Below are 25779 nucleotides of genomic sequence, written 5' to 3' on the forward strand. Positions count from 1 at the left end.
CAGGTATGCCGAGACGTCCATACCTGCCCGCTCCGCATGCGACGACCGGACCAACCCGAAGTGGACTCCCCGGAGGCCGACCCCTCGGGTGGCTCGCCGACAAGCCGTTGAGCGGGGCTGACTCGTGCTCCGCGCCGCTCGCCGACATGATCCGCCGTTGCTGGAGCCCGGCTCGGCACCGGTCGGCGACTGGCACAATGCATCGAAAAACCACGGGAGTTCACGGGGACGGGGGATGCGTCATGCGGCGTCAGGCGTTGGTGGTGGGCGTCGAAGGACCTGCCGCGGACCCCGCCGACGACTCACCCCCACAGTGGCAGCAACTCACCTACGCGGCACCGTACGCGCAACGGGTGAGTAAGACACTGGAGAAGGAGTACGCCTATGTCCTCCTGGAACCCGCTCACGACGCCGCGTCCACCGCCGCCGCGCTGGGCGGCGCCCTGACTCAGGCCGTCAGCAGCGAGGCCGACTTCACCGTCATTCATCTCCTCGCACACGGAGAACCGACCCGCAACGGTCACGGCATCCAGGCGGTGGGCGGGGACGGCCGCCTCACCGAGGAGCTGGCCCGTTGGGTCAACATGGCAGAGAACCAGGACACGGACGACAGCGGCGATCCAGCCGTTCTGCTGATCCTCGATCTGTGCCATTCCGGCGCCGTGGTGACCGAGCACCTGCGGTCGCTGGTCCGGCCGGAGCGTCGCCGTGTCTGGGTGCTCGCCGCCTGCCACTCGGAGCAGGACGCCTATGACGGCCGCCTGAGCGCCGCCGTCGACGAGGTGCTTCGCGGCTTCGCCTCCGGGACCCTGAAGCTTGACACATCGGTGCCGTACATCCCGATCGCCCGGTTCTGCCGCGAGGTGGCTCTCCACGTGGAGTCGCGGAGTACATCCCTGAATCCGCAATCCGTCGAGCAACCACTGGCCGCGCTCGGTGCAGACCTCTCGCATCTGAGGTTCTTCGCCAACCCTCGATACGAACCGGCCGACGCGCGCAGGCTCAGTGGCGTGGATTCTGCTGTATTCACCCTCCTCGACGAAGTGGCCGACGCCCGCCATTTCGTGATCCGGGCGCATGGTGCCGACAGCGCCTTTGGCGACCTCGGCGCTCCGTCCTTCACCGGACGGAGCGACGAACTCCGTAAATTGGCAGGCTGGTTGGAAGGCCGCGGGCCCTCGTTGCGCGTGGTCACCGGCGTACCAGGGGTCGGCAAATCCGCTCTGATCGGCACCTTCGTGTGTGCTGCGCATCCGGCGCTGCATGAGACCACCGAGCAGTTGTGGCGGCCATCGGGCGGCGACATTCACGAGACCACCGACGACCTCGCGATCGTGCACGCGCGACGGCGCGGTGTCCCGGAGATCCTCACCTCGCTCGCCACCCAGTGGGAGCTCGGATCTCCCGGCGACGCAACGACGTGGACAACGGACCAACTGGTCACGGCACTGCGGGTCAAGCCCGTACCCCCCTGTCTCGTCATGGACGCGGTGGACGAAGCCGAGCACCCGGCCGATCTGGTCAGCGCCGTGCTGCTGCCATTGGCATCCATTCGGCGATCGGACGGGGGACCGCTGTGCAGGATGCTCGTCGCGACGCGGCCGGAAGCGGCACCACGGCCGCTCATTGAGGCGGCCCGTGCGTGCGATGGGCTGATCGACCTGGACGAGGTGTCGCCCCTGCGACTCCGCAAGGACCTGACCCAGTTCGTTCTGCGGGTACTGCGGCCGCTGCTCCCCGGCGTATCGCCGTGGTGCTCACTCGCGGCAGCCGAGAGCCTGGGCGGCGCGCTGGCCGACACCTTGTTGAGCGGGTCACGCGAGTGGGGCGAGTTCCTTGTCGCCGGGCTCTATCTGAGGCTCCTCCAGGAACAGGTGCCACCGCCGGCGACGACCGAGCAGGCCGAGCACCTGGGCAGTGACGTGCCCCGTACGCTCGACGCGGTCCTCGACCTCCATCTCCGTCTTGACCCCCGACCGGGCCTGCACGACCTACTGGCCGCGCTGGCCTGGGCGGAGGGCGCGGGGATGCCAGAGGACCTTCTTGCCCAGGTCGCGAACCCCGATCCAGCTCCGGCCGGAAAGGACCGGGCACCCACCGCTGATCTGCTTCGGGCCGCGCGTTTCTACATACGCCGCAACGTCGATCGTGAAGGCGCTCCGCTCTACCGGCTCTTCCACCAAGGGCTGGCCGACCGGCTCCGCGAGCATCCTGTCCTGGACGCGACCACTGTCTGGGAACGCCTGCTCGCGACGGTGCGAACGGGCGGCTCCGGCCGCCGCCGGTGGGCGACCGCCGAGCCGTATCTGCTGCGGCATGCGGCGCGCCACTGCGCGCTCGCCGGCCGGCTCGACGAACTCCTCGAGGACAGTGAATACCTGGTTCACGCGGACCCGGCCCCACTGGCCCAGGAGCTCTACCACGGTGAACACGGCCCTCACGGAGCGGTCTATCTGACGTCGTACGGAGCCCACCACGACGGTCCGCCCGGGCAGCGGCGCGACATCCTGGCTGTCGACGCGGCTCGGCACCAGAAATGGCAGCTCGCGGCAGACCTCACGCAGGACACCGGCCGCCACATCGTCTGGACCGCCGGCCGGTCACTGCACACCAACCTCCTGACGACACTGACCGGTCACCGCGGCAGGATCTGGGACCTGACAACCCTCGAGATGTACGGCCGCCCTCACGCCTTGACAGCTGGTCAGGACGGAACGGCTCGGCTGTGGGACCTCGACTCCGCAACGACGACGCTCGAACTCGGGGACCACGGTGCTCCGGTCGGAGGCGTGGTGGCCGGGAAAGTCGACGGCCGCCGTGTCGCCGTGACTGGCTGCGACAGCGGCGAACTGCGGGGATGGGACCTGGCCACAGGACATCTCCTGTGGACCGCCCCGGCCCATACGGGTCCGATCTGGTCCATGGTGGGCGTGCGCTACGAGGGGGTCCCCTCAGTGGCCAGCGCGGGCGAGGACCGGATGATCCGCTACTGGGAACTCTCCACCGGAACTCCGCTCGCCACCACACACCTGTCCGCCATCAATGGCCATGTGTGGCACCTGTCCCGCGTCTCCGTCGACGGCAGGGGCGACTGCGTCGTGGCCTGTTGCGACAACTGGGTCAAGGTCCTGACCGTCCATGGCGAGGAGGTCGAGCTGCCGCACACCAACTGGGAGCGGCTGTCGTGCTACCGCTATCTCGATCTGAGACACGGTCCCGAGCCGGTCGCGGGCGATCGGGACGGAATCGTGTGGGTCGGCGACGAGTTCCTCGAGCTCCTCAACGAGGATCGTCCTCATGCCGACGCCGTCTCCGATCTCGCCGCCGTGTTGCTGGACGGATCCATGTACCTCCTAAGTGCAGGGGAGGACGGTGTCGCACAGCTGAATCCGCTGGACGGCAATGGCACCGCACGGCAGGTCGTCAGCCACACCACCGCGATCACCCGTGTCGCGATCGTGTCCGAACCGCACCGGACTCGAATTCTCACTGCGAGCAACGGCGGCACCGTCCGCGTCTCGGACGCGGCCGGGGGCGAAGTGCCGCAACGCCACCCCGGGCACACCCACGCCATCAATGATCTGACGGTGCTTCCCGACGGCCGACTGGTCTCATGCAGCGAGGACGGAACCATGGCGCTGTGGACCGCGGACGGTGCGGTCGAGCGGCGGATCACCCTGCTGCACCACGCAGACTTCCCGCTGCCGGACCGAGCCACCGGCATCGCAATCCTGGAAGCCGGCGAACATCCACGGATTGTCGCCTCGTGCGCACACAATGGGGTCGCCCTGTGGGGCACGAACACGACTGAGAAGCACCTGGAACGACGCGACCTGGGTGAAGGCCCAGGTGCCGCTGCGATCGTCACCATCACCATCGGTGGGGCCCAGCACGTCGTCTATGCCTCCAACAGAGGTGAGGTCGCGATAGCCACCGCCGACCACCTGGACCGGATGTCCCACTGGCCCGACGTCGACGTGACGGACCCGGCGTGGAGAGGAGAACCGGAGCGTGTCCTGCTCTCGCCGTCCGAGGCCAGGACCATCGAAGAACTGGGAAGGAAAGTCCCTGTTCCCGTGCCCGCGACATGCCTGGCAGCCTCCGGTGGCCATGTCCTGGCCGGATACCGCTCCGGCCACGTCCGGTCCGCACGCCTGCTGGGCCCGCCCCTGCCGCAGCTCGTTACCGAGCACCCTGCCGCCGTCCATTCCGTTGCCGCCGTCGACCTCGACGGGCAGCCGTACGTCGTCAGCGGTGACGACCGGGGAGAGGTTCGCGTGACGGCACTCGACGCCACCCGGACGTTCACACTGGCCGGTCACACTCGTGCCGTCTTCGCTACGGTCCCGGTCCTGCTCGACGGACACCCGCACCTCTATACCGGCGGACTCGACCGGTCCCTGCGGCTGTGGGACCTGAGAGGCGGCAGAGAGGCCGACATCTTCTGGTTCCCGGACACCGTGTGCGCCATCGCCGTCGCCCCCGACGGCGCCCTGTACATCGGGGTAGGCCCGGACATCATCCACATGACACCGCACGACCAGCTCCAGGTACGCCCGATTCCGACTCCCGACCAAGGAACAAGCATCCGATGACCGCCTTCGTGGCCGTACACGGCGTGGGCCACTACCGGTCCGCACTCTCACCAGCCGATATCGTCACCGCCCGCTCGGCCGTCTGGGCCAAGGACCTCGCCGTCGGGCTGGGCATGGCCGCCAAGCACGTGCCTGTCACGTACGCCTACTACGCCCACCATCTCCACCACGGCAGGCCCGTCGCACAAGGTTCCGAGGACCTCGGCCAGCTGGAGCGCGAGCATCCCCACGTGGCCGAGAACATCACTCACTGGGCGGAATCGCTGGACGCGTCACTGGGCCTGAGACTTCCGCCACCAGCAACGGCTCAGGGACGCCTGGCCGTTCCGCTCCGGCAACTCGTCTCCGCGATCTCCGAGCGTCTGAGCCTCGACGGCCGCCTGACCCGCGCGTTCATCGCCACGTTCTTCCGCGACGTCGCGCGCTATCTCGGCGGGCCGGACGACGCTGCCCGCGCTGCGGCGCGAGAGGAGGTCGCAGGCGTCATCTCCTCGACGGGCGCTCGCGTGGTCATAGCCCACTCCCTCGGAAGCGTCGTGGCCTACGAGGCCCTCCACGCCCACCCGGAACTCGAAGTCGACCTGCTCCTGACACTCGGCTCCCCCCTCGCACTCCGCCACGGAGTTTTCGACCGCCTGTCACCAGCTCCGCTTGCCGGCACCGGCGAACGGCCTGCAGGGGTCCACCGGTGGGTCAACCTGTCCGATCACGGGGACATCGTCGCCGTCCCTCGCCCCCTCAAGCGGCGCTTCCCGGCGGTCGATCTCGATCTCACGGACAGCATCGCCCCCTTCGACTTCCACCGAGTGGCCCCCTATCTGAGGTCCTCTGTCGTGGCCGCGACGTTGGCGCCATACCTCACCAAAGACACCGATGTACGCGGATCCGACGCCAACTGATCCAAGAGTGGGCGACCACGCCCCTGCCGGGCACGCCTCCGGACCGCGCCGCCATGATCCTTCCGAAGCCAGCGAACCTCATTGGGGGTTCACCGCGAATACCGAGCATGCCCGTTCCTTGTCTGCGTATGAGGCGAACCCCTCCGCCGACGGTAACGGCTGCGTTCGGTAAACCGGCCCACGGGCTCCGTATCGATGCCCCGCGTGGAACCACCACACGGGGCATCACTTCTAGTCACAGGCGCTACAAAAAGCGGCTTCCGGTCACTCCTCGTCCGCCACCAGCCGCAACGAGATCGAGTTGATGCAGTACCGCTGGTCCGTAGGCGTCGGGTACCCCTCCCCCTCGAAGACGTGGCCGAGGTGCGAGCCGCACTTCGCGCAGCGGACCTCCGTCCGCTCCATCCCGTGTGAATTGTCGGACAGAAGTTCGACCGCGTCCGAGTTGCGTGCATCCCAGAAGCTCGGCCAGCCGCAGTGGCTCTCGAATTTGGTGTCGGAGCGGAAGAGTTCGGCGCCGCAGGCGCGGCAGGAGTAGACGCCCGCGGTCTTGGTGTCGGTGTACTCGCCCACGAAGGCGGGCTCCGTGCCGGCCTCGCGCAGGACGTGGTACTCGGCGGGGGTCAGCTCGGCGCGCCACTGGTCGTCGGGCTTGTCGACTTCGTACGGCATGGGGGCCTCCTCGGCTCAGCCGGCCAGGCGGGTCAGGATGGCGGGGCCGAGGTCGGTGACATCGCCCGCGCCCATGGTGAGAACAAGGTCACCGGGCTTGGCCATTCCGGCGATGACGTCCGGGATGGCGCCCATGTCGCTCTCGGCGGTGACATCGGCGCCGGCGGCGCGCGCGGCATCGATGATCAGGGCGCTGGTGACGCCGGGGACCGGGTCCTCGCGGGCCGGGTAGATGTCCAGGACGACGGAGCTGTCGGCGAGGGCGAGCGCCTGGCCCATCTCCGTGCCCAGCTCCTGGGTGCGGGAGAAGAGGTGGGGCTGGAAGACGACGAGAACCCGGGAGTCCTCGCCGACGGCGCCGCGGATCGCCTCGAGGTCGGCGGTCATCTCGGTGGGGTGGTGGGCGTAGGAGTCGATCACCTGGACTCCGGCGGCCTCGCCCTTGAGCTGGAGGCGGCGCTTGACGCCGGTGTAGGTGCCCAGCGCGGAGGCGAGGTTGTGCGGCGGCAGGTCCAGGGCGACGCCGGCGGCGAGGGCGGCGACGGCGTTGTGGGCGTAGTGCCGGCCGGGGACGGAGACGGTGAAGGTGAGGATCTTGCCACTGGTGAGGGTGACGGTGACGTCGCTGGTCAGGCCGCGGGGGTTGACCTTGAGGATGCGGACGTCGGCGTCCTTGGACTCTCCGTAGGTGATGACCTCGATGTCGTGGCGTCCGGAGATCTTCTCGGTCAGCTCGCGGGCGCCGGGGTGGTCGGCGGCGATGACGAGGGTGCCGCCGGGGCGGATGCGGCCGACGAAGGTCTCGAAGGACTCGTAGATCTCGTCCATCGAGGCGTAGTTGGCGTGGTGGTCCAGCTCGACGTTGAGGACGATGGCGACCTCGGGGGCGTACTTGTGGAAGCTGCGGTCGCTTTCGTCCGCCTCGGCGACGAAGATCTCGCCGGAGCCGTGCTCGGCGTTGGAGCCGGGGGCGTCGAGGTCGCCGCCGATGGCGTAGGACGGCTTGAGGCCGAGCGAGGTGAGGGAGACGGCCAGCATCGAGGTGGTGGTCGTCTTGCCGTGGGTGCCCGCCACCGCGATGGGGCGCAGGCCGTCCATGAGGGCGGCGAGGGCGTCGGAGCGGTGGACGACCGGGATGCCGCGCTCCTGGGCGACGGCGAGCTCCGGGTTGTCGGCGCGGATGGCGGAGGAGACGACGACGCAGGTGGCGTCCGCGGCCAGATGCGCGGCGGCGTGGCCGATGTGGACGGTGGCGCCGAGGTCGCGCAGCGCCTGGGCGGTCGCGGAGTCCTTGGCGTCGCTGCCCGCGACCTTGGCGCCGCGCTGCGCGAGGATCTTGGCGATGCCCGACATGCCGGCTCCGCCGATACCGATGAAGTGCGGCCGGTCCATCGAGGCTGGGATGGCGGGTGCCATGGTGCGTCTCCCTGATCGTCGATCATCGCGAGCGGTGGTGCTGTCGTGCGGTGGTGCTGCCGATGATTCTCGCACCCGGCACCGACAGCGACGGTCGCCGCGGTCGCACGGGGGCGGATCCGGAGCTCAGCGGCGGATCAGGCCCTGGGTGGTGGCGGCGGCGACCGCGGAGGTGCGGGAGTCGACGCCCAGTTTGGCGTAGATGTGGACAAGGTGGGATTTGACGGTCGCCTGGCTGAGGAAGAGCTGTTTGCTGATCTGGGCGTTGGACAGGCCGTCGGCGACGAGCTGGAGGACCTCCGTCTCGCGGCGGGAGAGGGCGGTGGCGGGGGTGCGCATGCGGTCCATCAGGCGCAGCGCGATGGTGGGGGCGAGCGCGGACTTCCCGGCGGCGGCGGTGCGCACGGCGGCTGCCAGCTCTTCGGGCGGGGCGTCCTTGAGGAGGTACCCGGTGGCACCGGCCTCGATGGCGGCGAGGATGTCGACGTCGGTGTCGTAGGTGGTCAGGACCAGGACCCGGGGGGCTCCGTCGCGGGCGGTGATCTCGGCGGTGGCCTGGGAGCCGAGCATCCTGCCGCCGAACTGGAGGTCCATCAGGACGACGTCGACGTCCAGCCGGGCGGCGAGGTCGACGGCTCCCTCGGCGGTGGGGACGTCGGCGACGACCTCGAAGTCCGGTTCGGTCTCCAGGACGGCGCGCAGTCCGGCCCGTACGACGGGGTGGTCGTCGGCGAGCAGCAGCCGGACGGGGGGCTGGGCGGTCATGCGGTGACCCCTTCGGAGGCGGCGGCCGGGCACGGCAGGGTGACGGCGATGGCGGTGCCCTCTCCGGGGGCGGACTCGACGGCGAGGGTGCCCTGCAGGGCACGGGCCCGGGCGCGCATGGCGGCGAGGCCGAAGCCGGTACCGGAGGCGGCCGCGGAACCCGGGGCGGGGAGCCCGGAGGGGACGAAGCCGGTGCCGTCGTCGACGACGTCGAGAGCGACCTCGGTGTCCATGTAGCTGAGGGTCAGCTCGACGCGGCCCGCGGCGGCGTGCTGGACGGTGTTGGCCAGCGCGGACTGGGCGATGCGCAGCAGGGCGACCTCGTGCGGGGTGGGGAGTTCGGTGGGGGCGCCGGAGACCTGGCAGTGCACGGCGAGTCCGGAGGTGCGGGCGGTGGTGGCGCAGAGCCGTTCCAGGGCGGCGGGCAGCGATCCGGCCTCCAGGTCGGGCGGGCTGAGGGCGCGGACGAAGCGGCGGGCCTCGGCCAGGTTGTCGACGGCGGCGAGACGGGCCTGCCGGACATGGCCCAGGGCGGGCTCGGGACGCTCCGGCAGGGCACGCTCGGCGGCCCGGAGCAGCAGCTGGATGCTGGAGAGGCCCTGCGCGAGGGTGTCGTGGATCTCGCGGGCGAGGCGTTCGCGCTCGGCGAGGACCCCGGCGGCGTGTTCGGCCGCGGCCAGCTCGCTGCGGGCGGCGGTCAGCTCCTCGATGAGGCGGCGGCGGGCCTCGCTCTCCCGGTAGAGCGCTTCGTAACCGAGGACGACGGCGACGGCGACGGCCGCGCCCAGCACGGGGCCGACGACCGTGCCGACGCTGAGGGTGTGGGTGTGCCAGCCGAATCCGGCGATGGCGACGACCGTGGTGGTCGCGACGGCGGGCAGCGCCCCCCGCAGCGGCAGCAGATGCATCTGGACGAAGAAGAGCGGGAAGGCCAGCCAGATGCCGTCCGGGGTGAGGGCGAGCAGCACCGTCCAGAGCAGCGCCACGGCCCCCAGCCACAGGGCGGCGGCCCGGGTGGAGGTGCGGATGCGGGGCAGCGAGGGGCCGGTGGCATAGAGGGCGAAGAGGGCCACGGCGGTGACGATGACGGCCGGGGCGTCGGCGGCACGGTCGGCGACGGCCCGTGCGCAGGCGAGCGCGAGCAGCGCGGCCACCATCAGGTGGAGGCAGGTGCGCAGCACCCGCAGCACGGGGGTGAGGGAGTGGTCCCTCCCGGCTCCGCGGGGCGGGGCGTTCTCGGGCGCGGCGTTCTCGGTCACGGTTTCTTCAGGCTAAGGGCCGCTCCGACCTGCGGCATCAATCGAAAGGTGGAGCCTGGGGTGATCGGAAGGAGGAGCACGGGTTGATTCCTTCGATCCCCGCGAACCAGACCGTGGTGCGATGCCGCGGGCCCCTGCCGCGGGCGACCGTGGATCCAGCGCCGGGCGGTGGGTCCGGGGCCCGGATCCGAGGATGGCCAAGCCTGTGTTCGTCGCCTGGAGAGACCTGAGGTTCGCCAAAGGGCGGTTCGCCCTGATGGGCGGCGTCATTGTGCTGATCACGGTGCTGGTGGGACTGCTGTCGGGCCTGACAGCGGGCCTGGGCCGGGAGAACACCTCGGCGGTCACCGCGCTGCCCGCCGACCACCTGGTGTTCTCGGCGCCGGCCGGGGACGGCGCCGTCTCGTTCGCCGATTCACGCCTGACGGCAGGGACGGCGGCGGCCTGGGCGAAGGTGCCGGGCGTGCGGCGTGCCGAGCCGCTGGGGATCGCCAGCGCGAAGGCGGAGGCGGGCAGCCGCAGCGCCGCGGTGTCGGCGTTCGGGGTGCGCCCCGGGTCGCCGCTGGGGCCGGGCGGGGTGCCGGTCGGTGACGGCGAGGCGGTGCTCTCCGAGAAGGCCGCGCAGTCCCTGGGGATACGGGCCGGCGGCTCGGTCGCGCTGGGCGGCCACCGGGTCGAGGTGGCCGCGGTGTCGGGCCCGGCGATGTACAGCCACACCCCCGTCATATGGACCTCGCTGGGGGACTGGCGGCGGCTGACCGGCGGCTCCGGCGGCTCGACCGTGCTGGCCCTGTCCACCGCCGGGGCGGCCGATCTGTCCGCCGCCGACAGGAGGCTCGGCACCCGGACCGTCACGGCCGGCGATGCCCTGAAGGCGATCGGCTCGTACAGCGCCGAGAACGGCTCACTGCAGCTGATGCGCGGTTTCCTCTTCGCCATCTCCGCGCTGGTCATCGGCGCCTTCTTCACGGTGTGGACGATCCAGCGCAGCGGCGATGTCGCCGTCCTGAAGGCCCTCGGTGCCTCGACCCGCTCGCTGCTGCGCGACGCGCTCGGCCAGGCCGTCGTCCTCCTGGTGATCGGCACGGGCCTGGGGACGGCCGTGGCGGCCGGGGTGGGCGCGGCGGTCGGCGGCACCGTGCCGTTCGTGCTCGATGTGCCCACCGTGCTGATACCCGCCCTGATCATGATCGCGCTGGGTGCCGTCGGCGCCGCCCTGTCCATCCGCCGCATCACGTCCGTAGACCCGCTGACCGCCCTGGGAAGTGCCCGATGAGCCTCGAGATGACCGATGTCACCCTCACCTACCCCGACGGCGGCGGCCGGCTGACCGCGCTGGACGCGGTGTCGCTGGCGGTACCGGCCGGCACGATGACGGCGGTGATCGGCCCGTCCGGCTCCGGCAAATCGAGCCTGCTGGCGGTGGCCGCGACGCTGATCACGCCGGACTGCGGGCGGGTGGTGGTCAACGGCACGGACACCGCGGGCCTGAGCCGCGCCGAGCTGACCGCGCTGCGCCGCACCACCATCGGCACGGTCTTCCAGCAGCCGAATCTGCTGCCGTCCCTGACGGCCGCCGAGCAGCTGCAGGTGATGGCCCACCTGGACGGCCGCTCGCCCCGTACGGCCAAAACGCGGGCGCGGGAGCTGCTGGCGGCGGTCGGCCTGGAGGGGCAGGCCGACCGGCGGCCGCATCAGCTCTCGGGCGGTCAGCGGCAGCGGGTCAATATCGCGCGGGCGCTGATGAACGAACCGGCCGTGCTGCTGGTCGACGAGCCGACCAGCGCGCTGGACCACGAGCGGGGCGCGGCGGTGCTCGATCTGCTGACCACGCTCACCCGTCAGCGCGCGACGGCGACGGTGCTGGTCACCCACGACCGTTCGCATCTGGAGGCGGCGGACGAGATCGCCGAGGTGCTGGACGGCCGGCTGAGCACCCCGCTGCGGGCCTGAGGCCGGGGCCCTAGCTGCCGCCCTTGGCCGGTTCGTCGGGGGCGTGCGAGAAGAGTTTGAGGACCGGCACGCCGACCTTGTGGCGGGCGCGGGAGGCCCAGTCGCGGTGGAAGAACTCCTCGACGAAGTGCGGGGCGGTCAGCACGATCACCTCGTCGGCGTGGGTCTGCTCGACGACGGAGCGCAGGAGGTCGATGGGGTGGTCCTCGACCACCTGGCCGACGGCCTCGGCACCGGTGTCGCGCAGCGAGGCGAGGGTGTGGGACAGGGCGCGCTCGACGGGGAGCTCGTCGGTGGTCTCGTCGCCCTCCCGCACCGCCTCGTCGAACTCGCCCAGCGCGACGTCGTCGATGGCGCGGAGCAGGACGTCCTGTTTGCCGCGGGGCTGCATGAGGACGATGAAGGATTCCTGCTCCTCGCCGTGCAGGGTGGTCACAAACTCCACGTCGGCGGGCGTCAGCGGCTTCTCGATCATCAATACGCTCGTGAACACGACGGACGCCCTTCTTCTCTTCGGGCCCGCATGGCACGGAGCCCACAGAAACCATCCTGCCCCGTCGCCACACAGGGCTGTCGGTCTTTAGTGTGCCCAACGGAAGCTAAGCGGAACTGATAATTCCGCCATTGTCAGGACCGACGGTATCGGGTGAAGAGGAACCCGGCCTCCTCGAGAACGGACGCCAGGACGAACCGCTCGGGGACCGCGACCGCGGGGCCGTTCATGATCCTCGGCGCACCGCCGACGGCGACCACCGGAGCCAGCGACAGACACATCTCGTCCAGCACTCCGGCCGCCGCGAACTGCCCCAGGAGCGAGGGCCCGCCTTCGGTGAGCAGCCTGGTGTGCCCCCGCTCGGCGAGCACCGCCGCCACCCGCGCCGGATCCACGCCCAGCCCCTCGCCGGCGAAGAGCACCTCGACGCCCGCCGCACGCGCCTCGTTCACCCGGTCCGCCGGGGCACCCGCGCCGGTCAGTACGAGGGTGGGCACCAGGGGCGCGGTGAACAGCGGCAGCGAGAAGTCCAGGCCGAGCCCGGCGGTCACCACGGCGATGGTGGGCGCCGGGCCCTGGCCCGCGGCGGCCCGGCGGGCGGCGAACGCCTCGCGCGCGCGGGCGGGCCGGTAGCCCTCCTGCCGCACCGTTTCGGCGCCGACCACCACCGCGTCCGCAAGGCTCCTCAGGACGCCGAAGATCCGCATGTCGGCGGCGCTGGAGAGCGGCTGGGAGCGCCCTTCGTGATGGGCCGCGCCGTCCATGGAGGAGACCATGTTCGCGCGCAGCCACCCGGTGCGGCCGGTCCGTACCGGGTCGTCCGCCGCCGGATACGCGTAGGCGTCGGCCAGCTCGTCCAGCGACCACTCGCGGTCCGAGGCGTCCGCCGGCACCGCCCCCGGCACGGGGCTCCGGTCATCCAAGGCGGCCGCGGACGGCGCGGTGGGCTGGGCAAACGGGGGGACGAAGGGCGGATACAGGCGTCGCATGGCCGCAGTGTGACATGCCTCGCTCACGGGACCGAGGGGTACCGCGGAGCGACTAGGCTGGACGGCTGTGTCGTCGTCTTCCCAGCCCTCGCCGCCCTCTCCCGCTCCGATAGCCGGAGCGCTCCAGCCCGTCCCGTCAGCCGGGGCGCCGGCTGACGGGAGCGACGCGTCCCCCGCCGCGCTCACCGCGCGGGCGCCGCACGTCCCGGCCGACCGTCTGGTCGCCGAGATGGTGCCGCCGCCGCGCTTCCAGGGCGCCCGCTTCGACACGTACATACCCGACGCGAAGCAGCCCAGCCAGGCCGAGGCCGTCCAGGTGCTGAGCACCTTCGCCGCGAGCATCCAGGACATGGCGGCGGGCGGTACGGCGAAGCGGCGCTGGTTCGCCAAGAAGCCTGCCGCCCCCAAGGGCCCGCGCGGCGTCTATCTGGACGGCGGCTACGGCGTCGGCAAGACCCATCTGCTCGCCTCCCTCTGGCACGCCACCCCCGCCCCGCCCGAGCGCAAGGCCTTCGGCACCTTCGTCGAGCTGACGAACCTCGTCGGCGCGCTCGGCTTCCAGCAGACCGTCCGGACGCTCGGCGACCACAAGCTGCTGTGCATCGACGAGTTCGAACTGGACGACCCCGGGGACACGGTCCTGGTCTCCACCCTGCTCGGCAAGTTGGTGGACGCCGGTGTGGCGCTGGCCGCCACCTCCAACACGCTGCCCGGCAAGCTCGGCGAGGGCCGGTTCGCCGCCGTCGACTTCCTGCGCGAGATACAGGGGCTCAGCGCCCACTTCCGCCCGCTGCGCATCGACGGTGAGGACTACCGCCACCGCGGCCTGCCCCAGGCACCCGCCCCGTACGACGACGAGACCGTCACCCGCACCGCGTACCACACCCCCGGCGCCTCGCTCGACGACTTCCCCTCCCTGCTCGACCACCTCTCCAAGGTGCACCCCAGCCGCTACGGCGCCATGTGCGACGGCATACAGGCCGTCTGTCTGACGGACGTCCAGGCGGTGCCCGACCAGTCCACCGCGCTGCGCCTGGTGGTCCTGGCCGACCGGCTCTACGACCGCGAGATACCGGTGCTGACCTCCGGCAAGGCCTTCGACGAGCTGTTCAGCGAGGAGATGTTGCGCGGCGGCTACCGCAAGAAGTACTTCCGCGCCATCTCCCGGCTGACGGCACTGGCGCGCGATGCGGGGTCGCTGGTCGCGCGATAGCGCGATGGGCAGCCGCACCAGGGGCATCCGGGGGAACGGTGGTTCACCTGGTTCCCGGCAGCCGGGGCGCGTGGTACACACAACCGGGTCACGTCACCTGTCCGCCAACAGGAGTTGCCCATGTCCGCGACACGACGTCAGATCCTGGCAAGAACCGGTGCGTTGGGTGCGTCCATCGCCTTCGCCGGAAACCTCTCGGAGATCTTCGCGGGGACCGCGACCGCCCAGAGCATGGGCGCGAGCGGCTACGGACCGCTGGTCCCCGACCCCGACGGACTGCTCGATCTCCCCGAGGGCTTCCGCTACCGCGTCCTCTCCCGGGAGGGCGATCCGCTCCCCTCCGGGGAGGGCAGGGTGCCCAGTAACTGTGACGGCATGGCCGCCTTCCCCGGTCCTCCCGGCCGCCGCGGCGGCACCCACCTCGTCCGCAACCATGAGAACCGTACGCACTCCCGCTCCGCGGTCCCCCACGTCCCCGGTCTGACGTACGACCCCGGCGGCGAGGGCGGCTGCACCGCCCTGGAACTGGACCGGGACAACCGGGTGCGCTCCGAGCGGGTCGCCATCGCCGGTACGTCCACCAACTGCGCGGGCGGCCACACTCCTTGGAACACCTGGCTCACCTGCGAGGAGACCGAGCTCCGGGCCGGGGACGAGAACTACACCAAGGACCACGGGTTCATCTTCGAGGTCGATCCCTACGATCCGCAGCGCACCGGAGCCGTGCCGCTGACCGCGATGGGCCGCTTCCAGCACGAGGCCATCGCGGTGGACCCCGGCACCGGCACGGTCTACGAGACCGAGGACGCCTTCGAGAAGCCGTTCGGGCTCTTCTACCGCTTTCTGCCCGTCAAACCGATGGGCGGGCGCGGCTCACTGCGCGCGGGCGGCCGCCTCCAGGCGCTACGGGTCCCCGGCGTGCCCGATCTGTCCACCGTCCAGCAGCCCGGCATCGTCTTCGACCACGTCACCTGGGTGGATGTCCCGGACCCGCTCGCGCGCCGGACCCCGATCCGCTTCCAGGACTTCGGCCCCCTGGGGATCACCCACGCGCAGAAGCTGGAGGGCTGCTACTGGGGCGGCTCCTGCGTCTACTTCGTCTCCAGCTTCGCGCACCGCGACGACGGCTCGGCGGCCGACCACTACGGCCAGGTCTGGAAGTACGACCCGAGGCGGCACCGGCTCACCCAGGTCGTGGCCTTCGGCCCCGACACCGATCTCCAGCTGCCCGGCGAGTCCCCGGACAACATCTGCCTCGCGCCCAGCGGCGGCCTGATGGTCTGCGAGGACGGCGAGGGCGCCCAGCATGTCTTCGGCCTCACCCGGCACGGCGAGGTGTACGCGATGGCCCGCGGCCGCCAGAACATCGGCACCCCGGACAAGCCGGAATGGGGCGAGTTCGCGGGCGTGACCTTCTCCCCCGACTTCCGGACGATGTACGTCAACTGCTACACGCCGGGGACGACGTTCGCGGTGACGGGTCCCTGGAACCACTGACCCGGACCGGCCGGAACAGGCTCGGCGGCTAACCGGAGCAGGCGGAGCGCTGGGCCTCCTGCCATTCGCACACCGGGCAGAGCACGATGCCGGGACGGTCGGCCGGATACTCGGTCGGCTTCCTGCACTGCACACAGTCCGCGTACGGCGGTCCCTCCGCGGGGCCGCCGTACGCGGCGCCGCCGGGATCGGCGCAGTAGCCGCTGTCGGCGTGATCGGCGGCCGTGTCGCTGGTGTGGTGATCGGTGCCCGGCATGGCCTCGAGCCTACTCGCCGGGTACGCCGGGTTGCCCGGTCAGGTGCGCCGGGAACTCAGCGCGCAGGCGGCCGCGACGGCCGCCACGGCTATCGGGACCGTCCCGGCGAGCGGCAGCCAAGGGATGCTGACCGTGCCGTGGTCGGAGCCGGTGACCAGGCCCGTGACGGCGGCGTTGGCCGGCGAGGCACCCACGACGGAGAGCAGCAGCGCGGCGAGCAGCCCGGCCGGTATGGCGGAGCCGGGGCTGCGCAGGACCGGCCAGTTGCACAGCGCGCCGATCGCGATGCCGAGCAGCACACAGACCAGCGCGCTGAGCAGCCCGGCGCCGGTTGCGGAGACGACCGGGACGGCGTGGTGGTCCGAGGAGCGCGGGTCGGACACCAGGGCGACGAACGCCGTGCCCGGGAGGGCGAGGAGCAGCGTGCCGAAGGCCGCGGTCAGCAGAGAGGCGAGGTGGACGCGGCCGGGCCCGGCGGCGGCCGCGGCGCAGTTCCGGGCGGCCGGGGGCTCGTTGGTGACGCAGATCCGGGCGAGCCAGACGGCGATGGGCAGCAGCCCGGCGGCGGCGAAGCCGTAGGCGTCGAGGATCGGACCGCCGGCCTGGATGCCGACGGCCAGGTAGGCGCCGTAGAGGATGACCGGCGGCAGCCAGCGGTGCGAGCCGATGAGCAGGGCCGCCTGGTAGCGGAGGAGGGCGGTCATGGACGGGCCTCGTCGTCGGAGTGGTGGGCGAGGGCGGCATCGTGGCCGGGGGACGGCACGTGGTGCGGAGCCGGGCCGTGGCCGGAAGGGCGGGGGTGGCCGGGGTCTGCGGGCGGGGCACCGGGGCCGCCCGGTGGCGGTGAGGCGAGGACCGAGCGGATGTGCCAGGTCGGGCGCGCGGTCAGCAGGGCCCGTAGCAGCGCATCGGAGTGGGCGGCCGCCACGGTCAGCCGGAGGGCGCCGTCCGGGCCCGGCGCGATGTCAGGTCGGCCGGGCAGGTGCGGGGCGTGGGCGGGGCGCGGCACGGTGCCCGGGGCGCCCTCGACCTCGATGATCACCCGGGGGCCTGTGACCGCCGCCGTCTCCTCGGCCCGGCCGCGCTCCTCCGGCACCAGCCGCCCGTCCGCCACGCGGTAGCGCGCATCGGCCGCCCCTGCGAGGCGGCGCGGGTCGTGGTCGACGAAGACGACGGTGCCGCCGTCCGCGAGCCGTTCGGCGACCGCGCGGTCGAGGACCTCGCGGGCCCCCTGGTCCAGGCCGGTCCAGGCCTCGTCCAGGACGAGGAGTCCGGGCTCGGCGAGCAGCGCCTGGGCGACCGCGACCTTCTGGCTGGTGCCCTTGGACAGCTCGGCCAGCGGCGTGCTGCCGTGCCCCGCCGCCCCGAAGCGGTCGAGCCAGTCGGCCGCGCGACGGGCCGCCTCGGGCCCGCTCAGGCCGTGGATACGCCCCAGGTGAGTGAGGTAGCCGACGGCCGTGAAGGGCAGCGCGGCCGGAAACCGCTCGGGCACATACGCGGTGCGCGGGCGGCCGGTGATGCGGCCGGTGGTGGGCCGGTCGATGCCGGCGAACAGGCGCAGCAAGGTGGACTTCCCGCTGCCGTTGGTCCCCTCGATGCGCACCAGCGCACTGGCCGGCACCTCGAGCTGGACGTCGCGGAGCACCCACGGCCCCCGCACCCCGTAACGCCGCCCGACCCCGTCAAGCCTCACGCCCTCCGGCACCTCCCCCGTACCCGGTCTCCCGGTCCATCGGCCCCTCGGTCCCCCGAAGATCCCCTCACTCCCCCAACTCCGGCCGCACCCGGATTAGTTCCCCATCCAGTTCCCCATCCAGTTCCCCATCCAGTTCCCCATCCAGTTCCCGATCAGTTCCCCGCGGCCTTCTCCGGGCGCAGCTCGCTCGGCCGTACGATCACGAATCCCTCGCCGTCCAGGCGCAGTTGGACCGCCTCGCCGGAGCCGCCGCGGAGCATCGAGCCGAGGCTCTGGGAGCGGTGCAGCGAGGTCTGCAGGGAACTGCTCCAGCCGACCACCGCGTCGGTGTCGACGAAGACCGGGTCCTGGGGGGCGACGGGTATGACGATGGGGTTGCCCTCGCACATCACGCCCAGCTTGCCTTCGCCGCTGAAGACGGAGTTGAAGATTCCGCCGCCGGCCATGCCGGCGCCCTTGACGACCTTGATCTCGTAGGAGAGGGACGGGTCGAAGCAGAGCACGTTGCGGCCGTTGATGGTGATGCCGTCGCCCTGGGTGAGGTCCATGATGAAGCAGTTGGCGGCCTCGTGCGCGAACCACACCTCGCCCTGGCCCCGTACGGTCATCAGCGCCAGGCCCTCACCGGTGACGGCGCGCTTGAGGAAATTGCCGACCCCCTGGCCCTGCTTCTCGAACTGCAGATTTCCGCGGTAGGCGATCATCGCGCCCTGGCGCGCGTAGCACTCACCGTTCACCGCGTACTTGATCGACTTTGCGTTCTGCTGCGTCATACCGGGCGCGGTGGCCGGCTTGGCCATGTTCTCGGCCGCGAAAAGGTCACTGTTCATGGCCGGGATGCTAGGCGGATTCGGCCCGGCGGACAGCGCCGGGGGCGCTGTCGGCGACGGCTGGCAGACTGGGCCGGGTGAGAGGTACCGAAACCACCAGCCCCAGCAGCCCCTTCCAGCACGAAGAGACCGGTCGGGACGCGGCGCCCCAGTTCGTCCTGCCCCTGGTCGCGCGGATCGAGCGGGCCGAGCCGCCGGCGCGCACGGACGCACTGGAGACGGCGGCGCGGGCGGTGCTGGTGCTGCTGTCGGACGAGCGGGCCGCCGGCGAGGGCGAGTGGGCCCAGGCGGTACGGGACTGGCAGGACGCCCGGATCCGCAAGGTGGTGCGGCGGGCGCGCGGCGCGGAGTGGCGGCGGGCCGAGGCGCTGCCGGGCATCACGGTGACCGGTGCGCACGCCGAGGTACGGGTCTTCCCGCCGGTGCCTCTGGACGGCTGGCCCAAGGACCTGGCGCGGCTCCAGGTGTCGGGCACGGAACTGGACGACCCGGAGCCGCCGCCCGCGCCCGAGGCCGGCCGGCCGGTGCTGTGGCTCAACCCCGAGCTGGAGATGTCGGCCGGCAAGGAGATGGCGCAGGCCGGGCACGGCGCGCAGCTCGCCTGGTGGGAGCTGTCCGAGGAGGAGCGCGCGACGTGGCGCGCGGCCGGTTTCCCCCTGGCCGTACGGACCGCGGAACCGGCCGCCTGGAAGGAGCTGACCCGCAGCGGGCTGCCCGTCGTACACGACGCCGGCTTCACGGAGATCGCGCCCGGGGAAACCGTCGTGGCCGAAGGGGGCAGTCGCTTCTGCCCTCTCCCCCGCGAACGACGCCCGTAGAAGGGCGACTTCTCCGCCCCCACAGCCCAGAGGGCCGCCGCCCGCCAGGCGCACCCGCGCTCCTCCACCCGCCCACCCCCCGAAGGGGGGTGGGCGGGTGGGAAACAAAACCCTGGGCAAACAAATCCCGCGGCGGGGAAACGAAACCCCCCGTACCGTTGCGTCCCATGCTCACCTCACTCCTCGGCTTCACCGCCGTCGCCGCGCTGCTCACCGTCTCGCCCGGTCCCGACTTCGCGGTGGTCCTGCGGACCGCCCTCGGTTCGGGGCGGCGGGCCGCGTTGTGCAGCGCGCTCGGCATCGCCGCGGGGTGCTTCGTGTGGGGGCTGGCCGGGGCGGTCGGGCTGACGGCGATGCTGGCCGCCTCCGAGGTCGCGTACGACGTGCTCCGGGTGGCCGGGGCCCTCTACCTGATGTGGCTCGGGGTGCAGGCGCTGCGCAGCGCCCGGCGCATCCGGGCCGGGCGCGGGTCGGCGCGGCCCGTCGAGACCGCGGTCGGCCAGGAGACGGCGGGCGGCCAGGAGACCGCGGGTGATGAGGTGCGCCTGACGCCGCTGCGGGCGTTCCGCACCGGTCTGCTGACCAATGTCCTCAACCCCAAGGTCGGGGTGGTCTATATGTCCCTCCTGCCGCAGTTCATCCCGCACGGTGCCTCGGTGATCGCGACGACGCTGCTGCTCGTCGCGATCCATGCCGTACTGGGCGTCGTGTGGCTGGGGAGCATCGCCGTCGCGGTGCACCGGGCGCGGGCCGTCTTCCAGCGTCCGCGCGTACGGCGGCGGCTGGATCAGGCCACCGGCGGGGTGCTGCTCGCGCTGGGCGCGGCGGTCGGATTCGAGACCGCCCGCTGATCCGGCCGTCCCCCGGGACCGGCGCGGCGGACCGCCGCAACCCGTCCGTGTCCGACCGGCAACGCCAAGATCCACCGCGCGGCCCGCAGCTCCCCGCCGAAGCTCAAATCAACCTCTGAACACCGCGGGTGCAGGATTCGGCCCGCTGTCAGTGGCCATGAGTACCCTCATCACAGGGAGAGGGGGAACCATGGAGCGCTCTGGTACGGGCATCGCGCACCTGGGTACGGGGATCGGCTGGCGGCCGGAAATCGCCGCGGAGATTGCCCGGCTGCCCGGTGTCGACTGGGTGGAGGTCGTGGCCGAGAACATCTGCCCCGGCCATCTTCCGCAGGCCGTACAGGAGTTGCGCGAACGGGGCACGACCGTCATCCCGCACGGGGTCTCGCTGGGCCTCGGTGGCGCCGACCGGCCGGATCCGGGCCGGCTGACCGCGCTGGCCGAGCGTGCCGAGGCGCTGGGCGCGCCGCTGGTCACCGAGCACATCGCGTTCGTCCGGGCCGGCGGGCCGCTGACCGCCTCGCCGGTGATGGAGGCCGGGCATCTGCTCCCGGTGCCGCGCACCCGCGACGCACTGGACGTGCTCTGCGAGAACGTCCGGATCGCCCAGGATGCGCTGCCGGTCCCGCTGGCCCTGGAGAACATCGCCGCGCTCATCGCCTGGCCGGGCGAGGAGTTCACCGAGGGCCAGTTCCTGACGGAGCTGGTAGAGCGGACGGGGGTGCGGCTGCTGATCGATGTCGCCAACCTCCACACGAACCACGTCAACCGGGGCGAGGACCCGGCGGTCGCGCTGGCTGAGCTGCCGGTGGAGGCGATCGCGTACGTCCATGTCGCGGGCGGTGTGGAGCGGGACGGGGTGTGGCACGACAGCCACGCACACCCGGTGACCCAGCCGGTGCTGGACGTCCTCGCCGAGCTCTGCGCCCGTACGGCGCCGCCCGGCGTGCTGCTGGAGCGGGACGACAACTTTCCCGGCGTCCCCGAGGGCGGGGAGCTGGCCGCGGAACTGGACGCGATACGCACCGTGCTGAAGGAGGCCCGTCATGTCCAGGCGGCTTGAGGTGGTGCCGGGCGGCAAGGGCGCGCCGGGGTCCGGTACGGATGCGGCGCGGCAGCGGCTGGCGCTCGCGCAGACCGCGCTGTTGTCCTCGCTGGTCGCCGGGACGCCGGCCCCGGAGGGCTTCGACCGCACCCGGCTGGGGGTACAGAGCCGGGCGCTGACCGCCAAGCGGGCGTCGGTCGTCGCCAAGGTCGCGCCCGAACTGCCCGAGATCCTCGGCGACGGCTACCGGGCCGCCTTCCTCGGCTATGCGCGGCACCGCCCCATGAGCGGCGGCTACCGCCAGGACGCCCTGGACTTCGCGGCGCATCTGCTGGCCCAGGACCGCCCCGAGGACCCGGAGGCGCGGCGGCGGCTGACGCAGTGGTGGCGGGACCGCGCGGGACCGAAGCCGCCGTCCGCCGGGCCCGCTGCCCGGCTCGTCCGTGCGGTCCGGCTCGCGCTCCACCGGGGGGAATGACATGACGTACCCAACGCTGATGGTGTATCTGGCGGTTCTGGTCTCGTCGCTGGTGCTCGTCATCGGCACGGTCGCGGTGCACAGGGCCGCACCGCGTGTCCGGGTGACGGACCCACGGCCGCACGACGTCTGGGAGACCGCGTTTCTCGTGGGCGGTCCCGGCCGGGTGGTGGACACCGCGCTCGCGGTGATGCACGAGGACGGCCGGCTGGCGGTCGGCGGCCCCGGTGTGGTGACGGTACGTCAGCCGGTCTCGCATCACCCGGTGGAGGCGGCCGTGCTGAACGCGGTCGCCGGGACGCCCGGCGGGGCGCTGCCCACGCTGCGCACCACCGCCATGCAGAGCCTGCCCGTCCAGGCGATCGGCGATGGGCTGGCCGCGCGCGGGCTGCTGCGGCATCCGCGGGCCGGGAGCGGCTGGCGGCTGACGGCCCGAATACAGCTGGCGGCCTGTGCGGTGCTGTTCTTCGGCGGCTTTCTGCTGGCGATCGTGGGCGCCACGGGGGAGGACATCGAAGAGGTGCCGACCGTCGTCACCTGGATGCCGGGCCTCGTGGCGGGCATGGCCGTCGCCGCGGTCTGCAAGTCGGCGCTCGGCCGGCGGGTCACCAAGGCGGGCACCCTCGCCCTGAGCACGGCGCGGGCCGAGGGCGACGCCGGTGCGGCCGGCAGCGCGGCGAGCGGTGCCGTCCAGGCCGCCGGGGTCGCGGTGGCGCTCGGCGGTGCGGCGCTGATCGGGGACGAGGTGTTGCGGGAGCAGCTGGCGGAGGCTCAGCGCACCATGGCGGCGGCCTCCGCCTCGTCCGCCACCGGCCCGGCCGGCTCGTCCGCAAGCAGCTGCGGCTGGGTGACACCGGGCGGCGGCGCCTCCTGGTGCGGCTCCTCCGACGGCGGGTCCTCGTCCGGCTGCGGGAGTTCTTCCTCCGGGGACGGTTCGGGTTCCGGCGGAGGATCGTCCTGCGGGGGCGGTTCGTCCTGTGGAGGCGGTTCCTCCTGCGGGGGCGGCGGAGGCGGGGGCTGCGGCGGAGGCGGGGGCGGGGGCGGCTGACCCCACGCCCGCCCGGGTACGGCCGCTCTCCAAGCGGCCGGCGGCCGTGAGCCGCACACCGCCCGCACACCGCCCGCGCACGGCCCGCACGGCAGTCGGCCCGCACGGCAGTCGGCCCGGCGGTCCGCCGTGGGTGAGGGCGGCAGCCGGGTGATGGCCGGTCCGGAGATCCCTCCGTACGCCAACTGGGCTCCCCGGCGGGCGTCGGCTGCTGCGACCGCGTGAACGGACCGCCCCGGACCCGCCCCAAGCCCCCGCGCCCTGCTCGCCATACACGGCTGAGCCGGCCTCACCACCCAGCGCCGCGGCCGCCCCCCACTCTTCCGGGGCATAGCGTCCGACACCGGTGCCCGGTGCTTTACTTCGCGAACCACCGCCTCAACTATCCCTTTTGTATGCACACCGTGCGGCCTAGTGCACCGAGCCTCTCGTCGTGCGCCACGCACCCCGCACCCCATGAAGGGACGGCTCGTGAGATCTCCTGCGTTGTACGGCACCATCGGGTCGCTGGTCCTGACCGCGCTGGCCACCGCCCCTGCCGGCGGTGCCGGCGCGCCGCCCGTCGCACCGCCCGCGCCGGTCCCCCACCGCATCGTCTTCGGCCGGTGCGCGCCCGAGGAGCATCTGCCCGCCACCGTGCAGTGCGGCAAGCTCTCCGTACCGCTCGACTACGCGCGCCCCGAGGGCAAGAAGATCACCCTCACCGTCAGCCGGATCCGCGCCACCGCCCCCGAGGAGCGCCAGGGCGCCCTGGTCTTCAACCCCGGCGGGCCCGGGGCGAGCAGCATGGAGTTCCCGCTCTACGGTGCGCTGCCCAAGTGGCGCCGGACCGCCCGCGCCTATGACTTCGTCGGTTACGCACCGCGCGGGGTCGGCCGCTCGGCGCCGTTGTCCTGCCAGGACCCGGAGGAGTTCACCAAGGCGCCCACCGACGCCCAGCGCCATCCCACCGAGGAGTTCAAACGGCAGAAGGTCGCCGAGGCGCGGGCGTACGCGCAGGGCTGCGCCCGCAACGCCGGGGCCGACCTGCCCTACTACAACTCCGTCAACAACGCCCGTGACCTGGACATGCTGCGGGCCGCGCTCGGCGAGCGGAAGCTGACGTTCATGGGCGCGTCCTACGGGACGTACTTCGGCGCCGTCTACGCGACGCTCTTCCCCGGCCATGTCCGCCGGATGGTCTTCGACAGTGTCGTCAACCCCGACCCCCGGCAGATCTGGTACCGCAACAACCTCGACCAGAACGTCGCCTTCGAGCGCCGCTGGGGCGACTGGCTGCGCTGGGTCGCGGCGCATCACGCCACCTACCGCCTCGGGGACACCCCGCAGGCCGTCCAGCGCGCGTACGACCGGGCCGTCGAGCAGGTGCGCCGGGAGCCGATCAACGGGAAGATCGGGCCGGCCCAGCTGCAGGCGGCGTTCCTCAAGAACGGATACAACGACCTCTACTGGCCGCTCAGCGCCCAGTCGCTCGCGACGTATCTGCACGGCGACACCAAGGCGCTGGTCACCCAGGCCCTGCCCAAGGGGGAGAAGGCCAAGGACGAGGAGAACATGAACGCGGTCTACACCGCGGTCGAGTGCAACGACGCGCCCTGGCCGCGCGACTGGGCGATCTGGGACCGGGACAACACCCGGGTCGCCCGTTCGGCGCCGTTCGAGACCTGGGACAACGCCTGGATGAATCTGCCGTGCGCCTTCTGGCCCGATGCGTCGGAGTCGGCCGAGGCCGGGGTCGATGCCGCGGCGGACAAGGCGGTGATGCAGGGCGCCGTTCGGGGCGGCGTCGCGGAGGAGCTGGCGGGCGCCGGCAACAATGTGGCCGCGACCGCGCTCGACGCGGCGCTCGGGCGGCAGCGCGTCCCGCTCGACATCCGTACGGCACCGGGCGCGCTGCCCCCGGTGCTGCTGCTGGCCGCCGAGCGGGACGCGGCGACCCCGTACCCGGGCGCGGTGGAGCTGAACCGGCGGCTGGCCGGGTCCTCGCTGGTCACCGAGCACGGCGCGGGCACCCATGGCATCGCGCTGGGCGCCAACGAGTGTGTGAACCACTACGTGGAGGCGTATCTGCTGCGCGGGGAGACCCCGGCGCGCTCGGTGGGCTGTGCACCGCGCGCCGAACCGACGCCGGTCCAGCGGCAACGGGGCAAGGCGGGCCCGGCCGCCTGAGCGAACGCTGCGGGCCGCCGTCCCCCTGGGGGGCGGCGGCCCGCAGCGTTGCGGCGGACCGGGCCGGGCCCGCGGCCGCTGCGGTTACGCCAGACCCGCGACCAGCTCGGACACCGGCTTGCGGCGCCCCGTGTAGAACGGGATCTCCTCACGGACGTGCATCCGCGCCTCGGAGCCGCGCAGATGACGCATCAGGTCGACGATGCGGTAGAGCTCGTCGGCCTCGAAGGCCAGCACCCACTCGTAGTCGCCGAGCGAGAAGGACGGCACGGTGTTGGCGCGCACGTCCGGGAAGCCGCGGGCCATCTTGCCGTGGTCGGCGAGCATGCGGCGGCGGTCCTCGTCGGGGAGGAGGTACCACTCGTAGGAGCGCACGAAGGGGTAGACGCTCACATAGGCGCGCGGCCGCTCGTCGGCGAGGAAGGCCGGGATGTGCGACCTGTTGAACTCGGCGGGGCGGTGCAGCGCCATGTTCGACCAGACCGGCTCCAGCGCGCGGCCCAGGCGGGTGCGGCGGAAGAGGTTGTACGCCTCCTGGAGGGCGTCCGAGCTCTCCGAGTGCCACCAGATCATCAGGTCGGCGTCGGCGCGCAGACCGGAGACGTCATACGTGCCGCGCACCACGACGTCCTTGGCGGCGAGCTGCGCGAACAGCTCCTCGACCTCGTCGGCGTAGCCGCCGCGGTCCTCCGGGAGGACATCGCGCAGCTTGAAGACCGACCAGAGGGTGTAGCGGATGACCTCGTTGAGGTCCTTCGCCTTCTTGCCGGCGTTCGGGATCTTCTCGGAGGTCTTGTCGGGGGTGGCGGGGGTCGAAGCGTCTGTCATGTCGTCCA

The 25779-nt window shown here is 72.1% G+C and carries 21 protein-coding genes and 1 pseudogene; 11 read left to right on the top strand and 11 right to left on the bottom strand.

All coding sequences use genetic code 11. The annotated features are described in order from the left end of the window. The first annotated feature begins 242 nt into the window (after window positions 1-242). A complete protein-coding gene (locus tag ADL29_RS13590; protein ID WP_053923910.1) occupies window positions 243-4595 on the top strand; it encodes a WD40 repeat domain-containing protein in 4353 nt (1450 codons plus the stop codon). Next, window positions 4592-5494 carry a hypothetical protein gene (locus ADL29_RS13595; RefSeq protein ID WP_053923911.1) on the top strand — a complete coding sequence of 301 codons (903 nt, stop codon included), beginning with the start codon at window positions 4592-4594 and terminating at the stop codon, window positions 5492-5494. The genes ADL29_RS13590 and ADL29_RS13595 overlap by 4 nt, the downstream gene beginning before the upstream one ends. 264 nt (window positions 5495-5758) lie before the next feature. Here the strand turns inward: ADL29_RS13595 and msrB are convergent, their stop codons facing one another. From msrB to ADL29_RS13615, 4 genes are all read right to left on the bottom strand, one after another. Then, the gene (msrB, locus tag ADL29_RS13600; RefSeq protein WP_053923912.1) at window positions 5759-6166 is read right to left on the bottom strand and encodes a peptide-methionine (R)-S-oxide reductase MsrB; all 408 of its coding nucleotides are present in this window, start codon (window positions 6164-6166) and stop codon (window positions 5759-5761) included. 15 nt (window positions 6167-6181) lie between these two features. Then, window positions 6182-7582 carry a UDP-N-acetylmuramate--L-alanine ligase gene (murC, locus tag ADL29_RS13605; protein ID WP_053923913.1) on the bottom strand — a complete coding sequence of 467 codons (1401 nt, stop codon included), beginning with the start codon at window positions 7580-7582 and terminating at the stop codon, window positions 6182-6184. A gap of 126 nt (window positions 7583-7708) precedes the next feature. Beyond that, window positions 7709-8347 (bottom strand): response regulator, encoded by a 639-nt coding sequence (locus ADL29_RS13610; protein ID WP_053923914.1) that lies wholly within the window; start codon window positions 8345-8347, stop codon window positions 7709-7711. Further along, on the bottom strand, window positions 8344-9504 hold the full coding sequence (locus tag ADL29_RS13615; protein WP_078970988.1) for a sensor histidine kinase: 1161 nt from the start codon (window positions 9502-9504) through the stop codon (window positions 8344-8346). The genes ADL29_RS13610 and ADL29_RS13615 overlap by 4 nt, the downstream gene beginning before the upstream one ends. Window positions 9505-9811: 307 nt before the next feature. Here ADL29_RS13615 and ADL29_RS13620 point away from each other — a divergent pair, with 307 nt between their 5' ends. Together ADL29_RS13620 and ADL29_RS13625 are read left to right on the top strand one after the other, a co-directional pair. Continuing rightward, window positions 9812-10882, top strand: a complete 1071-nt coding sequence (locus ADL29_RS13620; RefSeq protein WP_053923916.1) for an ABC transporter permease — start codon at window positions 9812-9814, stop codon at window positions 10880-10882. After that, window positions 10879-11559, top strand: a complete 681-nt coding sequence (locus ADL29_RS13625; RefSeq protein WP_053923917.1) for an ABC transporter ATP-binding protein — start codon at window positions 10879-10881, stop codon at window positions 11557-11559. The genes ADL29_RS13620 and ADL29_RS13625 overlap by 4 nt, the downstream gene beginning before the upstream one ends. A gap of 10 nt (window positions 11560-11569) precedes the next feature. Here ADL29_RS13625 and ADL29_RS13630 read toward each other — a convergent pair whose 3' ends face one another. Then, window positions 11570-12034, bottom strand: coding sequence for a hypothetical protein (locus ADL29_RS13630; protein ID WP_046925455.1), 465 nt, complete (start codon window positions 12032-12034; stop codon window positions 11570-11572). 152 nt (window positions 12035-12186) lie between these two features. Next, on the bottom strand, window positions 12187-13041 hold the full coding sequence (locus ADL29_RS13635; RefSeq protein WP_053923918.1) for a pyrimidine reductase family protein: 855 nt from the start codon (window positions 13039-13041) through the stop codon (window positions 12187-12189). A 109-nt stretch (window positions 13042-13150) separates the two neighbouring features. Between ADL29_RS13635 and zapE the strand changes: the two genes are divergently transcribed. Both zapE and ADL29_RS13645 read left to right on the top strand, forming a co-directional pair. Then, window positions 13151-14254, top strand: coding sequence for a cell division protein ZapE (zapE, locus tag ADL29_RS13640; RefSeq protein ID WP_053924020.1), 1104 nt, complete (start codon window positions 13151-13153; stop codon window positions 14252-14254). 120 nt (window positions 14255-14374) lie between these two features. Then, window positions 14375-15751: an alkaline phosphatase PhoX gene (locus ADL29_RS13645; protein WP_053923919.1), complete on the top strand. Its 1377-nt coding sequence runs from the start codon at window positions 14375-14377 to the stop codon at window positions 15749-15751. A gap of 28 nt (window positions 15752-15779) precedes the next feature. Here ADL29_RS13645 and ADL29_RS13650 read toward each other — a convergent pair whose 3' ends face one another. The 4 genes from ADL29_RS13650 to ADL29_RS13665 form a co-directional block, all read right to left on the bottom strand. Further along, entirely contained in the window at window positions 15780-16007 is a 228-nt protein-coding gene (locus ADL29_RS13650; RefSeq protein WP_053923920.1) for a hypothetical protein, read from the bottom strand. Between the two features lie 39 nt (window positions 16008-16046). After that, window positions 16047-16712 (bottom strand): hypothetical protein, encoded by a 666-nt coding sequence (locus tag ADL29_RS44540; RefSeq protein WP_053923921.1) that lies wholly within the window; start codon window positions 16710-16712, stop codon window positions 16047-16049. Continuing rightward, window positions 16709-17701 carry an ABC transporter ATP-binding protein gene (locus ADL29_RS44545; RefSeq protein ID WP_078970989.1) on the bottom strand — a complete coding sequence of 331 codons (993 nt, stop codon included), beginning with the start codon at window positions 17699-17701 and terminating at the stop codon, window positions 16709-16711. Before ADL29_RS44545 ends, ADL29_RS44540 begins: the two co-directional genes overlap by 4 nt. A gap of 155 nt (window positions 17702-17856) precedes the next feature. Further along, window positions 17857-18534 (bottom strand): AIM24 family protein, encoded by a 678-nt coding sequence (locus ADL29_RS13665; protein ID WP_046925459.1) that lies wholly within the window; start codon window positions 18532-18534, stop codon window positions 17857-17859. Between the two features lie 77 nt (window positions 18535-18611). On the opposite strand from ADL29_RS13665, the gene ADL29_RS13670 reads away from it, so the two are divergent. The 5 genes and pseudogenes from ADL29_RS13670 to ADL29_RS13690 all read left to right on the top strand — a co-directional run bounded on the left by ADL29_RS13670 (window position 18612) and on the right by ADL29_RS13690 (window position 24943). Beyond that, window positions 18612-19352, top strand: a complete 741-nt coding sequence (locus ADL29_RS13670; RefSeq protein WP_063788465.1) for a peptidyl-tRNA hydrolase — start codon at window positions 18612-18614, stop codon at window positions 19350-19352. A 167-nt stretch (window positions 19353-19519) separates the two neighbouring features. Next, a complete protein-coding gene (locus tag ADL29_RS13675; RefSeq protein WP_053923923.1) occupies window positions 19520-20203 on the top strand; it encodes a LysE family translocator in 684 nt (227 codons plus the stop codon). Between the two features lie 211 nt (window positions 20204-20414). Beyond that, window positions 20415-21726, top strand: a pseudogene (locus tag ADL29_RS13680) (MbnB/TglH/ChrH family RiPP precursor modification enzyme). A gap of 1 nt (window position 21727) precedes the next feature. Beyond that, the gene (locus ADL29_RS13685) at window positions 21728-22774 is read left to right on the top strand and encodes a TIGR04222 domain-containing membrane protein (protein WP_053923924.1); all 1047 of its coding nucleotides are present in this window, start codon (window positions 21728-21730) and stop codon (window positions 22772-22774) included. Window positions 22775-23245: 471 nt separating this feature from the next. Then, window positions 23246-24943, top strand: a complete 1698-nt coding sequence (locus ADL29_RS13690; RefSeq protein ID WP_425424235.1) for an alpha/beta hydrolase — start codon at window positions 23246-23248, stop codon at window positions 24941-24943. A gap of 84 nt (window positions 24944-25027) precedes the next feature. Here ADL29_RS13690 and hemQ read toward each other — a convergent pair whose 3' ends face one another. Beyond that, on the bottom strand, window positions 25028-25771 hold the full coding sequence (gene hemQ / locus ADL29_RS13695; protein WP_046930687.1) for a hydrogen peroxide-dependent heme synthase: 744 nt from the start codon (window positions 25769-25771) through the stop codon (window positions 25028-25030). Between the last annotated feature and the right edge of the window lie 8 nt (window positions 25772-25779).

The sequence above is a fragment of the Streptomyces chattanoogensis genome (assembly GCF_001294335.1).
Classification (GTDB): domain Bacteria; phylum Actinomycetota; class Actinomycetes; order Streptomycetales; family Streptomycetaceae; genus Streptomyces; species Streptomyces chattanoogensis.